Here is a 14,048-nt window from a genome sequence, read left to right as displayed (position 1 = left end):
TTCTCTGATATACAAGGGAGGGGGAACAGTGTTGAATCGATGCAATTTCAGCATGTTACCGCCATTTACGCTCGTTAACATTTTCTTACGTTGGCGTTCCTCGTCGATGTCTTTACAATCCCTCACCGCGGATTTAGCGGTATACAGGCAGTGAAATGGCGTAAAATGCGCGCTTGTTGCTGCGATTGTTGTGGTTATTGTAAAGAGAGGTCTGGGTGGAACAGTTTGATGTTGTCGTGATTGGCGCGGGTGCCGCAGGGATGTTTTGTGCTGCGCAGGCAGGGCAACTGGGTTGCCGGGTGCTGTTACTCGACAACGGCAAAAAACCGGGCCGCAAGATCCTGATGTCTGGCGGTGGGCGCTGTAACTTCACCAACATGTCCGTTGAACCGGCGGCCTACCTCTCGAATAATCCCCATTTCTGCAAATCGGCATTGGCGCGTTACACCCAATGGGATTTTATCGATCTGATTAACCGCTACGGCATCGCCTATCACGAAAAAACCTTGGGGCAGCTGTTCTGCGATGATTCTGCGCAACAGGTCGTCGATCTGTTGGTGCAAGAGTGCGAATTGGGTCAGGTGGTAACACGTCTGCGCAGCGAGGTCCTGAGCGTCGAAAAAACCGATCAGGGCTTCGAATTGGCGCTTAACGGAGAGAGTGTGAGTGCTCGCTCACTTGTGGTGGCGAGCGGTGGGCTTTCTATGCCTGGCCTGGGGGCTACTCCCTTTGGCTATAAGCTGGCGGAACAGTTTGGCTTGAAAGTGTTACCGACCCGGGCCGGTTTGGTGCCTTTTACGCTGCATAAGCCGCTGTTGGAGCAATCCCAGGCGCTGTCCGGCGTTTCGGTTCCAGCAGTGGTCACGGCGGAAGATGGCATCAGCTTTCGGGAAAGCATCCTGTTTACGCACCGGGGGCTTTCAGGTCCGGCTATTTTGCAGATCTCCAGTTACTGGCAGCCTGGTGAGTTTGTGAGCATTAACTTACTACCAACGCTAGACCTGGTGGGCTTCCTTAACGAACAACGCCAGGCACATCCCAACCAGAGTCTGAAAAATACTTTGGCTTTACACCTGCCGAAACGCCTGGTGGAATTGCTGCAAGAGTTGGGGCAACTGCCGGAAGCGACGCTCAAGCAACTCAATCCAACGCAGCAGGCGGCATTAGTAGCGAGTTTACAAGACTGGCGCGTACAGCCGAATGGCACTGAGGGTTACCGCACTGCGGAAGTGACCTTGGGCGGTGTGGATACCAAGGCGCTTTCTTCCAAAACCATGGAGGCGAGTAAGGTGCCGGGCCTGTACTTTATCGGTGAGGTGGTGGACGTGACGGGTTGGCTGGGGGGTTATAACTTCCAGTGGGCGTGGAGTTCTGCCTGGGCTTGCGCGCAGGCTTTGGCTGCGCAGAAATCCTAAATAGACGGCAGACATTCCTGAACCAGATCGCCATGTAGGGGCGCAGCATGCAGCACCTGTTCAGATAATCTATCGTCTGCTTTAAGAGCTTTAGAGATAGGAACAGCGGAAGTAATTCAGAATAATGGGTTCGGCTCGTGCGTTGAGACAAGCGCACTCTTATTCAAATAATAACAAGGAAAGTTCTGCTCATGAAAATCAAATGCGGTTTGGCATTACTGGCTTCTCTGGTGCTGGTTTCCGGCTGTAGCCAAAAGATTTCCTCTTCACGCGCGGCGGCTGATCCTGCCTCTGCGCCGGCTCCGGTAGCCCAAGAACATAAACTGGGAACGGCATGGGGGGAGGATGTTTACTCCAAAGTGACCACTGTTGACGCGAAGCGTGTGTATTCCTCTCCAGACAGTGTCGCCAAGGTGTTATACAGCGCGGCGTCTTCCAGTAATGGGCAGTACACCAATGAGATCGTGTTGTCATCCGTCAGAATGCGAGTGCAGACCGAAAATAATCGTGACTTCGCGCTCAATCGCTATAAAAATGGTGAGTATTCATTCTCTGCCAATGATGGCGAGCGCTACCAGCTGTTCTTCTATAACACCAGCCCTAATAAAACCTATGAGGTAGTAACCGCTGTTGACGGCCTGGACGTGATTTCTGGCCGCAGCGGTTCACTGCGCAATTCCGGCTATCTGGTCTCACCAAAAGGAACCCTGGTAATTGAGGGCTTCCGTAAAAGTGATTCGTCCGTTGCTGCATTCCGTTTCGCAAAACCCGATGACTCCTACGCTGCGAGTTCACTGGCAGGCGAAAAAGAGAATATCGGCGTGATTGGCGTGGCGGTTTATGAAATGACCCTGCCGGGGCTGCCTGATTGCCAACCGCAGGCGTTCCCTGGGGATTCTAAATACGCCCCTGCTCCCTGCAAGAAACCGTAATTGTGTGAACATGGCCTCAAAATCTGAGGCCATGTTCAGGCTTCAGGCCTGTTTCCATCTCCTTCAAACACCAGCATTTCCTGACACCCGAAGCATCTATCGCCATGTTGTAGGGTGAGCACTTACCGTTCGGCCACTAAGACCTTGCTCTTGGCCGTTTTGCGAGATAATCAATGGTGTACTGGAATAATCTGGTGTGTAATAATTTTATTTTCACAATTACTGTGTTTTTTTTGAGAATATTCTACTGCATATAGTGATCGTGTTTTCCTATTGGTTTTAAGAGGGATTTGCCGAAAGCCTGTTTTTTTTACTCAATTTAGGTTAGGGTAGGTAAAAATCGCAATAGGAATTTTATCTTTTTTTCAGTGAAAAAAAGTGGCGTAAACGTAATTCTGCGAATTTTCCTACTTTTTGATGCAATATAAAAGATTGGCGATCTTTATGCAATGTGACCTATATCAATAAACCATGGCTAGAAAAATCTATCTTGTATGGGGCCAGCTTGGTGAGGGGCGTTTGTGTTTTGTTGTGAGTCGTTAATGTATGTTAACGTGCTGCTTATTACTCATATCTTGGCAAGGCAATCAGTCTTAGAGGAAAGTGGTTATGCCATGGAGTCATGAAATTCAAAAGGCAATTACCTTGTTAAAGGCGTGCCAACATCGCCATTCGGACAGTCTGCCCTGTCCGGCCAGGGGGGATGAACCTGGCGCAATCGGCACTTGCGCAGAAAAAATCATGCCGTCGATTATCCTGCTTAATGCGTTTGCTGATGTGCTTCCGCAGCATCAGGAGTTACATCGTCTTGGTATGGTGCTGGAGGCACAAGGCCTGATCAAAAAACTGGCCCAAGGGGAGAGCTACAGCCAAAGCGCATTAGAGTACTTACGTGCGCAGGTCGAACACTGAAATCCATTAGTACCCCTTCTATTTTAGCGAGGGGTTACTTTTGGTTAGTATGGCACCCCTCATCATTGGCGAGCTATTTATTTCATCGTGATTTGAACTTATGCAGTAATTAACTTATTGGGCAAGGGGGGGAGCCAATATAGGCTAAAAGGCTCGGGTGTTTTATCGATATAATTCGATTTCCGCCGAAAGTATTATTAATTTCTTCTGCGCGAATATAAATGTCATGTCGTTGTGGTGAGTGGAGCTAAACTATTACTACATTATTAATACTGCCAGCCGTATATGCACAGTATTAATAATGTGCCAAGAGTTATCTCGATTCCTTTCGGCTCAGCAACATTTTTTCAGCTTGGTTCTACACTGCATCAACCGCTCTCGACATGCGCTGAGCTGGCCAGCTTGCAGACCGATTAACAGCTTGCCTGAATGTTTTTACAGGCAGAAAATACCCTCATGGATTTCAGCTGGCAGCCAGCAGTCGCCGCTGAAAGAGGAGAGCCGCGCAACAGGTCGGAGTGAGCATGAAGGGCAGTAATGAATTACTGGTATTGGAAGGCATCCATTATCAAATTGACGAGCAGGTTATTCTGGATGCCGTTTCTTTCACCCTGAAACCGGGCGAATTTAAGTTGATCACCGGGCCTTCGGGGTGTGGTAAAAGTACCTTGTTGAAGATCGTTTCCTCATTGCTTAGCCCAACCCGTGGCAACATCACCTTCAACGGTAAAAATATTGATGATGTTGCCCCAGAAGAGTACCGCAAGCAGGTTTCTTACTGTTTCCAAACGCCAGCCCTGTTTGGTGACACCGTCTACGATAACCTCGCGTTACCCTATCAAATTCGCAAACTGAAACCCGATGAGAAGAAAATGCGCCAGGATCTGGCACAGTTGGCCTTGCCGGATAGCATGTTGAACAAAGGTATCAACGAGCTCTCCGGCGGTGAGAAACAACGTATTTCCTTGATCCGGAATCTGCAATTTATGCCAAAGGTACTGCTGCTTGATGAGATCACCAGTGCTCTGGATGAAGACAACAAACGTAACGTCAACGAGTTGATCCACTGCCTGGTGACCGAGCAAGGTCTGGGGGTGCTATGGGTCACACACGATAAGGATGAAATCGCGAATGCGGATGAGGTGATCACCCTGCCGGTGAGCCGCATCAACAGCCAGGAGAAAGCCCATGAACCAGCATAATATCACCAACGAGTCATTAGGCCTGTCGATGATCCTGGTGATTATCGCCATTCTGATCAGCCACAAAGAGAAATTGGCACTGGAAAAAGACATTATCTGGAGCATTTGCCGTGCGGTGGTGCAGTTGGTTATCGTCGGCTACGTTTTGAAATATATCTTTGATTTGGATAATGGAATATTAACGGTGTTGATGGTGCTGTTTATCTGCTTCAATGCCGCATATAACGCGAAAAAGCGCAGTAAGTATATAGATAACGCGTTTACCATTTCGTTTATTGCCATTACTGCCGGGGCGACGTTGACGCTGGTGGTGCTGGTACTGAGCGGCTCGATTGCCTTTACGCCAATGCAGGTGATCCCCATTTCTGGCATGATTGCTGGCAACGCGATGGTGGCGGTGGGTCTGTGCTACAACAACCTTGGGCAGCGTTTTAAAGACCAACAGCAGAAGATCCAGGAAATGCTCAGTCTGGGAGCTTCCCCCAAATTCGCTTCTGCGGCTCTGATCCGTGACAGTATTCGTGCATCGTTGATCCCGACGATAGACTCAGCTAAAACGGTTGGGTTGGTAAGCCTGCCAGGAATGATGTCCGGTTTGATCTTTGCCGGTATCGATCCGGTAAAAGCCATCAAGTATCAGATCATGGTGACATTTATGCTGCTTTCTACCGCCAGCCTGTCAACCATCATCGCCTGCTATCTGGCTTATCGGAAGTTTTACAACCAGCGTGAGCAACTGGTGGTTCGCACGCTCAAATAGGCACTTCTCGCCATGCGTAAAGCGAGATTCCCTGCCCCTTATGGGGCAGCCTGTGCGTTTATCCTTGCAGCAATGCGATACTGTGGTGGATCTCGCGTTCGATATCGCCCTCCGCCCAGGTTGTCAGCTGTGAAGAGAACGGCTCAAAGGCATAGATACCCCGGTAGCCCAGGCGTTCCAGGTTCCGCACTTGGGCAACGCTCGCCAACCGATCTTTATCGCTTAGCATGATGCGTTCTTCATCGCTCAATGCGCCTTTAATGAGCGGATCCTCAACGCCGGAGAGATGCACCAAACCAATCTGCTCAACCCGAATCTGAGCATCAAACTCCGGTTGTGCTACGTCGCTCAGATAGTGGTGGAACGTATCCAACACGATCTTGTAGCGGGCGCCAGAATCACGAATGATTGCCTGCGCCAGCAAGGAAGAGCGTAGTGAACTAATGCCAAATCCCAATGGTTCCACATAGCCTTCAATGCCGTACTGTTTGAACAGCGGGGCGAGCAGCCGTAGTGCGGCCTGCGTATCTTCCCTCTTTTGTGACTCACTGCGCCGGTCGCTCGCGTTGCAATGTGGGCACATCACCACCGCCTTGCTATGGATGGCTTTCGCCTGAACCAGCAGCGTTTCGGCGTTTTTCAGCAACGCAGCTTGATCTTCTAACAGGTTGAACATTCCCAGTGCGTTGATGGTGACGATCTCAATGCCGAACTCTGCGGTCAGTGCGTTTAACTGCTCGTTGCTCAGGTTGTCGGCCACTTTGCCACCCGACATATCGTTGCGCAGCTCGACCTTGTTTAACCCACATCTTTTCACCAGGCGGAAGAAGTTCTCCAGCGAAAGGTTCGGGGCGATCTTCCGGTTGATACAAAAACGTTCTAATGCAATGACCATGATGCATCGCTCCTGGATTTGTTGGCTGTAGGTTTAGGCTTTGCCGTCTTCTACCGTTACGATTTCAGACAGCGGTTGGCGATAGCGTTTTGCCATCACGACATCTTCCATTCTTTCCAGTGAAACGCCCTTGGTTTCTGGAATAAAGCGGGCAATAAACCAATAGCTGAACAGACAGCAGGCGGCAAAAACCCACATTGGGAACGCCCCGTGGAAGGTGGAGAACAGATAGGGTTGGTCATTGATCATCGGGAAGCTCTGTGCCACGACGAAGTTGGCCAGCCACATGCAGCCAACGGCAATGCTCATCCCCTGTGAACGCATGCGGTTTGGGAAGATTTCGGAGACCAGCACCCAGGTACCTACGCCCCATGACATGGCGTAGAACACCATAAAGAACAGCATGCCGAACAACGCGAAGTAGCCGGTTGCCTGGATATACAAGGCATAAGAGGTGATCAGCAGGCCAACGATGGTGCCCAGGGTGCCCCAGCGCATCAGTGGAATACGGCCTATGCGATCCATCAGCATGGCACCGATCACCGAGCCGACCAGTTGCAATACGCCGATCCAGATGGTTTGGAACAGGGCTTCTTGCGCGTTTTCGGTCACGGTTTTCAGCACTACCGGGGCGTAGTACATCATGACGTTAACCCCAGTCACCTGTTGCAGCATGGCGATCATACAGCCGACAAACAGGATGAAGCGTACGCGCACGTCACCATAATTCAGCTTTTGCTTGCGGTGCCGTTCGTCCTGGCGCACTGAGTCTTTAATTTCGTTCAGTACGCTTTTAGCATGCTCGGCATTTGAAACACGGGTCAGCATAGCTAATGCCTGATCGTCGCGGCCCACCATTACGCTCCAGCGTGGCGATTCGGGAATGATAAAGACCAAGGCGGTGAACAGCAGGCAGGGAATAACCTCTGAGCCGATCATCCAGCGCCAGCCCATCTCCACCAGCCAGGCTTCGCTGGCATAGCTGGCAATCTTGAAGTTAACGTAAAAAATCACGATCTGACCGAACACGATGGCGAACTGCTGCATGCTGAGCGCTCGGCCCCGCATATCTTTCGGTGAGACTTCTGACATGTACATGGGGGATACCGTTGCGGCCAGCCCGACGGCCAGGCCCCCGATGATGCGGTAGATAACAAACGAGGTGAAAGTGGTGGCCAGAGCGGCACCGACCGCAGAAATGGTAAACAGCAGTGCGGCGACCACCAGGGCCTTTTTACGCCCATAGCGCCCGGCCAGCGGCCCGGCCCCAAAGGCACCGACCACACAACCGATCACCACGTTGGAAACGGCCCAGCCGGTTTCTGCCGGGCTGAGGTCAAAGTAGGCTTTAAGGGCTTCGATCGCCCCGGAAATCACGGCGGTGTCATAACCAAACAGAATGCCGCCGAGTGCCGCAATCCCGCAGATACGCAGGATATACCCAGTATTGTGTTTACGCTGATGTGACATATGTTGCTCCGATTTTTATCCTGGCTTCTGCCCACTTCGCTGACTTGTAGGGTGTAGGGAGGCAGAAGGGTGAACCGTGCCTGTCATCAAGGCGGTGCTTTTCAGGAGGATCCTGTAGCAAACAAGAACATTTATTTCATATTTAGTGAATAATGAAATATTGATTTTTAGACCCAGTTCAAAAAATTGAGCATAAATACGGCAAGTTCTCTCCCCGATTTGTATGGCGTATTGGAAAATTGACTCGCCAAGGTGAGAAATCGTATCTGTATAAAAAATAGGGATTACTGTGTAAAGCCACGTAGCTGGCCGATCGCGGATAGATTCGTTTGCCACCCCCTGCTCTACCTACGGGTATGGCAAATTTGCGATCGGCGGCACTAAAAACAAATTTTCTAAAATATTTTATTTGAAACTTTTTTTTCAATGAAATAGAGTTTGATTCATCTGGTCAGGATTTAATCTGCCTGTGGGCTGTATTCTTGCAGGCGGCACGATGAGCGTCACGGTATGCGGCAATGCTTCAAGCCGGGCGATAGCGGACTTAAAAGAGGGTGAAACATGAAAACCGTGGGTAACTTTATTGGTGGGCAGGTTTGCTTGAGCAGCAGTAACCAAACTGTCGACGTGCACAATCCGGCTAGCGGTCAGGTTGAACGCCGTGTGACGCAGAGCACCGCCGCCGAGGTGAAACAGGCTATTGATGTCGCCCATCAGGCATTTACCGACTGGGCACGTACCACGCCGCTGCGCCGTGCGCGTATCATGTTCAATTTCAAAGCATTGCTAGAGCAGCACCGTGAAGAGTTGGCGCAACTGATCGTCAGTGAGCATGGCAAAGTCTATTCCGATGCGCTGGGTGAGTTGACCCGTGGCATGGAAGTCGTGGAGTTTGCCTGTGGCATTCCGCACCTGATCAAAGGGGAATACTCCGCAGATGTGGGCACCGGCGTGGACAGCTTCTCGCTGATGCAGCCGTTGGGCGTAGTTACTGGGATCACTCCGTTCAATTTCCCGGCCATGGTGCCGATGTGGATGTTCCCTATCGCGCTAGCCTGCGGCAATACCTTCGTCTTGAAGCCTCCTGCATTGGTGCCTTCTGCTTCCGTGCGTCTGGCAGAGTTGCTGAAAGAGGCGGGCCTGCCGGATGGGGTGTTCAACGTCGTGCATTGTGGCAATGAAGAGGCCTCGCAGCTGTGTACCGATCCACGCATTCAGGCGGTGAGCTTCGTTGGTTCATCCACCGTTGCGGAGCATATTTACACCACCGCGAGTGCCCATGGCAAGCGTGTACAGGCCTTTGGGGCTGCCAAGAATCAGGCTATCGTCATGCCGGATGCGGATCTGGATGCCACGGTCAATGCGCTGATGGGGGGGGCATTTGGATCGGCCGGTGAGCGTTGCATGGCGCTGCCGGTGGCCGTTGTAGTTGGTGATAGCACCGCAGATAAGCTGATTGCCAAACTCAAACCGCTGATCGCCCAACTGCGGGTTGGCCCCGGCATGCAGCAAGGTGGCGAGGAAAATGAAATGGGGCCGTTGGTCTCATCTGCCCACCAGAAAAAAGTGCTGGGGTACATTGATATCGGCGTTAAAGAGGGCGCAACACTGGTGGTCGATGGCCGTGATTATCAGGTGCCGGGTTATCCGGAAGGTTACTACGTGGGTGGCACGCTGTTCGATAATGTGCAGCCGGATATGCGTATCTACCGCGAAGAGATATTCGGGCCGGTATTGGGCATTGTGCGTGTGGCAGATTATCAAACGGCCATCGATACGGTGAACAGCCATGAATTTGGTAACGGCAGCGCCATTTTCACCAATAACGGCCACTATGCTCGTCAGTTTGTACACGAGGTTCAGGCGGGGATGGTGGGGGTTAACGTGCCGGTACCGGTGCCGATGGCTTTCCATAGTTTTGGCGGCTGGAAACGTTCAGTATTCGGTGCGCTTAACGTACATGGCACGGATGGCGTGCGATTCTATACCCGCATGAAGACGGCCACCGCACGTTGGCCAACCGGCCAGCAAACGGTATCCGAATACAGTATGCCAACGCTGGGCTAAACCGCAGCCAGGTATGCCGAGGCCGTTATTCCACCGGGATAGCGGCCGCTGTTGCTGGTATCAATGAATTGCAGCAACACTCACAAGCACAGGATTTAAGGAGAATTTTCATGTCATCACTACTTGCGAAATGTCAGCAACCAGATGCCCAGGGGCGTATTCATTCCGTCACCCCGGAAAATGCCGATTGGCGTTTTGTCGGGTTTGAGGTCTATCGGTTAGCGGCAGGGCAGTCGTTGCAGCTGGATAGTGGCGATAAGGAACTTTGCCTGGTGCTGGTGGCGGGTATTGCCTCTGTGGCAACTCAACGAGCGGAGTACCCACACATAGGTAAACGGATGAGCCCGTTTGAGCGTACTCCACCCTATTCCGTTTATGTTCCGCACCGCGACCATGTTGAAGTTCGGGCAGAAACCGATCTGGAACTGGCGGTATGCAGCGCGCCGGGTAACGGGCATCTGCCTTCACGCTTGATCACCCCGGCAGACGTCGGCGTTGAACGGCGGGGTAAAGGACGCAACCAACGGCTGGTACATAATATTCTGCCGGATAACCAACCGGCCGATAGCCTGCTGGTCGTTGAGGTTTATACCGACGAAGGTAATACCAGCTCCTATCCTAGCCACAAGCACGACCAGGAAAACTCACCGAACGAAACTTACCTGGAAGAGACCTATTATCACCGTCTTAACCCTGAGCAAGGGTTCTGTCTGCAACGCGTCTATACCGACGATCGTTCGCTGGATGAGTGTATGCCGGTCTATAACCGAGACGTAGTGAAAGTGCCGCGCGGTTACCATCCGGTGGCTACCCTGGCCGGATATGACAGCTATTATCTCAACGTGATGGCGGGGCCGGTACGCCTGTGGAAGTTCACCTGGGAAAAAGATCACGTCTGGATCAACAGCGAAAGCTATTGATACTGACAACGAGCAGCAGCATGCTGCGCCCGTTTAATCGTGCCTTTTCGAAAATTACAGTTCTTTGGCGTTATTTAGCGCCAAAGATACCGCTAGCGTCTGTGCCAGGCACATTGAGGCTACCTGCGAGCGGAACCCATCTACCTGCGCTTCGCGCACCACAAAACAGACGTCGCTGAAGGCGGCCAGCGGGCTGACTTGGCTGTCGGTAATGGCGATGAGCTGTGCTCCTTGCTTGGCACCCAACTCCACCAGTTCCACCGCTTCTTTGGCATAAGGCGAATAGCTGATAGCGATCACCACGTCCTTGGGCTTCACCATGCTGAGCTGTTCAGTAAACATCCCGCCTAACCCGTCGATCAGGAAGGCACGCCTTTCCAGGTGGCGCAGGGCATAGGTGAGATAAGAAGCCACGCTGAATGAGCGGCGAAGGCCGATCACGTAGATATTTTCCGCGTCATTCAACAGCTCTACCGCCCGATCCAACTGCTCGGCGCTGGTTTGCATCGCTAGCTGCTGCAGCGCCTGCGAGTTGACCAACGTAAATACATTGAGGATTTCTGCTGGCTTTTCCGGGGCAACGCTGTCGTCGGTAGAGGTTTGGCGGAACAGGCGTGCACGCTCGGTATAGTTCACCGTTTCTTCCATCAGATGCTGGCGGAAGACCTGCTTCATTTCGTTGAAACCGCTAAAGCCAAAGGCATTGGCGAAACGGATCAGGGTAGAAGGCGGCACGCTGGCCTGTGCGGCGATGGAGGCAACGGTATCGAAGGCAATGCTGTTACTGTTATCCAGGATGTAACGTGCCACCTGTTTTAAGCGCTTGCTCAGCGTTTCATAACGGCGGCGGATTTCGTCCTGTAACAGCGAAAGTTGAGTTGGGTTAGTCATCCATTCGGCTCGCAGTATTGGCTGAGGCGTATTGGTTTATACGCTGAAAATATTGTCCGGTTATTCTAACAGATGGAGTGGACATTTCATTTCTACAAAAAGCGATTTATTTCGTCGCCAGTTGCGTTACTTCACAGAGAATGGGCAAAAAAATCCCCTTAAAGCAGCGAAAATCACTTTAAGGGGTAGGTTCGTTAACAACGCCAGCTTAACTACGGCTAGTTTTACTCACAGGCTGCGGGCGATATTGCCGCCAGAAACCGATCAGCGTCAGGTATTTTTGTTTCACCTGTTCGACCAGCTCGGCGTCATCGATCTCACCTTGTAGCCAAAGGCGTGAAGAAGTGCCAAAAATGGTGCGGCCAACCGCGAAGCCTTTTACCCAGTGGGCATCTGCGGCTGCGGCGAACCCGGCTTTCAGCGTTTCCTGTGGAGAGTCTAGCCCGAGGATTAGCACCCCGCGGCAGAATGGGTCGTGAGTTTCAATCAATTCACCCACTTTTTGCCAGTTGGCAGCGCTAAGCGGCGGCAGTTTCCACCAGTCTGGCAGAATGCCCTGTTGGTAGAAATGTTCCATCACCTGCAGATAGTTACGTTCGTCTTTGTCGGCATTACCTTCTGGCAGAATGACTTCCAGCAACAATTCATGGCCCGATTTGCAGCAGCCACGATATACGTCAACGATCAGCTCATCCTGCTCACGGCGCAGTGCTTCGGCATCCTGTGGATGATAAAACACCAGGCATTTGACCACGTGCTCTTGTGGCCAGTCGACTAGCTGCGAGCCAATATTACCGTGTTCTAACCGCAAAGGGCGGGAGCTTGGCAACTCCACCGGGCGGCCAATCCACCAGCCCTGGCCTGTAATGGCATTCAACGCCGCCTGGCCGTAGGTGGTATCTGCCAGAATGCCGCTGTTGCCGTGTAGCCCAGCCTCAGCAGCGGCAGCCTGTGCGGCGGCCAACAACAACGTTTTTAACTGTGGGATCCGCTCCGTACTCGCTCCTGCCTCTCGCGCCATATCCGCCAACTGCTTGCGGTGATCAAACGCAAATACGCACAGCTCAGGCCACTGTTGTTTACGCGTGGTAACGCGGTGCAGATGGTTCAGCCGGGCATCCAGATCCGGGCGTTTCACCTCTCGTTCGCGTTGCAGGTAATCGTCCAGTTCCAGTTTGGTTGGCATCGCGGGGGCGCAGCCGTGGCGTGACACCACCAGTGCACCGCAGGCATTGGCGTAACGGCAGGCCTGATCCCAACCCTCATCATTAAGATAGCCACGTAGCAGGCCAGACATAAAGGCATCACCCGCGCCGAGCACGTTCAAAACCTCAACGCGAACGCCAGAATGCAGTTTGACTTGCTGCCAATCTGTAGGGATCGCGCCTTCAAATACCGAGCATCCCTGCGCCCCTCGCTTGCACACCAAGGTGGCCTGGGTGACCTTACGGACGTTTTGCAACGCAATCAGCGTATCGGTACTGCCGCCAGCGATATGGAACTCTTCTTCAGTCCCCACGATGAGATTGAAATGGTGCAGAACTTCCTGCAACTCGCGGGTCACCTTTTCCGATTCGATAAAGCGGGTCTCGCCATCGCCTAATGAGGTCAACCCCCATAGTACTGGCCGATAATCGATATCCAATGCGGTACGCAGTTCGTGACGATGGGCATATTCCAACGCTTTGAGCACCGCCGCACGCGTTTTGGGGTGGGAAAGGTGGGTGCCGGTGATTGCCAAGGCTCGTGATGATGCGATGTAGTTTTCATCGATATCATCGGGTGTCAGCGCCATGTCGGCGCAGTTTTCACGGTAGAAAATCAGCGGGAAGGTTTCCTGATCCTTGATGCCCAGGATCACCAGGCCGGTCAGGCGCCGTTTATCGGTGATCAGGCTCTGCGTATCGGCCCCGACGCGCTGGAGTTCTTCGCGCAGAAAGCGGCCCATGTGTTCATCCCCTACGCGAGCGAGCATGCCGGATTTTAACCCCTGGATCGCGGTGCCATAGGCCACGTTGCCGGAAGAGCCGCCGAGGTATTTAGAAAATGTGCTGGCATCTTCCAGGCGTGCGCCGATTTGTTGAGCATAGAAATCGACAGCGATGCGCCCGAGGCAAATGACATCAAGCTGCTTTTGTTGTGTGGCCATACCCGTTTCCTTCTGTCATTAAGCAAAACCGATTGCGACCCGGTAAAAAAGCTAAGTAGGAAGCATGGTTGAAGTATGAGGAATAAAAATTTCAATTTCAATATGAAGTGAAATTTACACCCCGAAAATGTGATGCATTTAAAAGCAGCTTGCAACGGGTAGTCTACAGAGATTGTATATTATTATTTATATAACAATGAATTGCAGAAATTAGCTATTCAACTGAGCGCCATCATGATGCCAGCGGGTTTGATCGTCGAGTAGGCGCGTCGAACGAAAGAAAATCATGATTATTTTTTTCTAATTAATTGAATTGTATATATAACTATAAATTTCGTGGTTCGATGTTATGCGATCTTTATCGCAAAATGAAATGTTTTTTCTGTATTTGTATTTTATGAAAAATATATTTGTTTATAATCAATACACGTTTCA

11 protein-coding genes are annotated in these 14,048 nt (G+C 51.8%); 7 read left to right on the top strand and 4 right to left on the bottom strand.

What is annotated here, in order from left to right; genetic code table 11:
- Positions 1-215 precede the first annotated feature (215 nt).
- From KAJ71_RS15300 to fetB, 5 genes are all read left to right on the top strand, one after another.
- A complete protein-coding gene (locus KAJ71_RS15300) occupies positions 216-1,415 on the top strand; it encodes a BaiN/RdsA family NAD(P)/FAD-dependent oxidoreductase (protein WP_248946534.1) in 1,200 nt (399 codons plus the stop codon).
- Positions 1,416-1,606: 191 nt separating this feature from the next.
- Entirely contained in the window at positions 1,607-2,347 is a 741-nt protein-coding gene (locus KAJ71_RS15295; protein ID WP_248946533.1) for a hypothetical protein, read from the top strand.
- A 741-nt stretch (positions 2,348-3,088) separates the two neighbouring features.
- Positions 3,089-3,259 carry a hypothetical protein gene (locus KAJ71_RS15290; RefSeq protein WP_248946532.1) on the top strand — a complete coding sequence of 57 codons (171 nt, stop codon included), beginning with the start codon at positions 3,089-3,091 and terminating at the stop codon, positions 3,257-3,259.
- A 524-nt stretch (positions 3,260-3,783) separates the two neighbouring features.
- The gene (fetA, locus tag KAJ71_RS15285) at positions 3,784-4,461 is read left to right on the top strand and encodes an iron efflux ABC transporter ATP-binding subunit FetA (protein ID WP_248946531.1); all 678 of its coding nucleotides are present in this window, start codon (positions 3,784-3,786) and stop codon (positions 4,459-4,461) included.
- Positions 4,448-5,221, top strand: coding sequence for an iron efflux ABC transporter permease subunit FetB (fetB, locus tag KAJ71_RS15280; protein WP_248946530.1), 774 nt, complete (start codon positions 4,448-4,450; stop codon positions 5,219-5,221). Before fetA ends, fetB begins: the two co-directional genes overlap by 14 nt.
- Before the next feature lie 58 nt (positions 5,222-5,279).
- On the opposite strand, the gene KAJ71_RS15275 is transcribed toward fetB, so the two are convergent.
- Positions 5,280-6,116: a TIM barrel protein gene (locus tag KAJ71_RS15275; RefSeq protein WP_248946529.1), complete on the bottom strand. Its 837-nt coding sequence runs from the start codon at positions 6,114-6,116 to the stop codon at positions 5,280-5,282.
- A 33-nt stretch (positions 6,117-6,149) separates the two neighbouring features.
- Positions 6,150-7,586, bottom strand: coding sequence for a sugar porter family MFS transporter (locus KAJ71_RS15270; RefSeq protein WP_248946528.1), 1,437 nt, complete (start codon positions 7,584-7,586; stop codon positions 6,150-6,152).
- Between the two features lie 561 nt (positions 7,587-8,147).
- On the opposite strand from KAJ71_RS15270, the gene KAJ71_RS15265 reads away from it, so the two are divergent.
- The gene (locus KAJ71_RS15265) at positions 8,148-9,653 is read left to right on the top strand and encodes a CoA-acylating methylmalonate-semialdehyde dehydrogenase (protein WP_248946527.1); all 1,506 of its coding nucleotides are present in this window, start codon (positions 8,148-8,150) and stop codon (positions 9,651-9,653) included.
- A 110-nt stretch (positions 9,654-9,763) separates the two neighbouring features.
- Entirely contained in the window at positions 9,764-10,573 is an 810-nt protein-coding gene (gene iolB / locus KAJ71_RS15260) for a 5-deoxy-glucuronate isomerase (protein ID WP_248946526.1), read from the top strand.
- A gap of 54 nt (positions 10,574-10,627) precedes the next feature.
- Here iolB and KAJ71_RS15255 read toward each other — a convergent pair whose 3' ends face one another.
- Positions 10,628-11,464, bottom strand: coding sequence for a MurR/RpiR family transcriptional regulator (locus KAJ71_RS15255; protein WP_248946525.1), 837 nt, complete (start codon positions 11,462-11,464; stop codon positions 10,628-10,630).
- A gap of 208 nt (positions 11,465-11,672) precedes the next feature.
- Entirely contained in the window at positions 11,673-13,613 is a 1,941-nt protein-coding gene (locus KAJ71_RS15250) for a bifunctional 5-dehydro-2-deoxygluconokinase/5-dehydro-2-deoxyphosphogluconate aldolase (protein WP_248946524.1), read from the bottom strand.
- Positions 13,614-14,048 lie beyond the last annotated feature (435 nt).

Origin of the sequence: Serratia silvae (genome assembly GCF_023282985.1) — a bacterium.
In the GTDB taxonomy this organism is placed as follows: Bacteria; Pseudomonadota; Gammaproteobacteria; order Enterobacterales; family Enterobacteriaceae; genus Chania; species Chania silvae.
The sequence above is the reverse complement of the archived record's forward strand: the minus strand, read 5'-3'. Positions and strand labels throughout refer to the sequence as shown.

Coding starts and splice junctions, on each gene's coding strand:
- KAJ71_RS15295 (WP_248946533.1), top strand. CDS start 1,607: ATGAAAATCAAATGCGGTTTGGCATTACTGGCTTCTCTGGTGCTGGTT.
- KAJ71_RS15290 (WP_248946532.1), top strand. CDS start 3,089: ATGCCGTCGATTATCCTGCTTAATGCGTTTGCTGATGTGCTTCCGCAG.
- fetA (WP_248946531.1), top strand. CDS start 3,784: ATGAAGGGCAGTAATGAATTACTGGTATTGGAAGGCATCCATTATCAA.
- fetB (WP_248946530.1), top strand. CDS start 4,448: ATGAACCAGCATAATATCACCAACGAGTCATTAGGCCTGTCGATGATC.
- KAJ71_RS15275 (WP_248946529.1), bottom strand. CDS start 6,116: ATGGTCATTGCATTAGAACGTTTTTGTATCAACCGGAAGATCGCCCCG.
- KAJ71_RS15270 (WP_248946528.1), bottom strand. CDS start 7,586: ATGTCACATCAGCGTAAACACAATACTGGGTATATCCTGCGTATCTGC.
- KAJ71_RS15265 (WP_248946527.1), top strand. CDS start 8,148: ATGAAAACCGTGGGTAACTTTATTGGTGGGCAGGTTTGCTTGAGCAGC.
- iolB (WP_248946526.1), top strand. CDS start 9,764: ATGTCATCACTACTTGCGAAATGTCAGCAACCAGATGCCCAGGGGCGT.
- KAJ71_RS15255 (WP_248946525.1), bottom strand. CDS start 11,464: ATGACTAACCCAACTCAACTTTCGCTGTTACAGGACGAAATCCGCCGC.
- KAJ71_RS15250 (WP_248946524.1), bottom strand. CDS start 13,613: ATGGCCACACAACAAAAGCAGCTTGATGTCATTTGCCTCGGGCGCATC.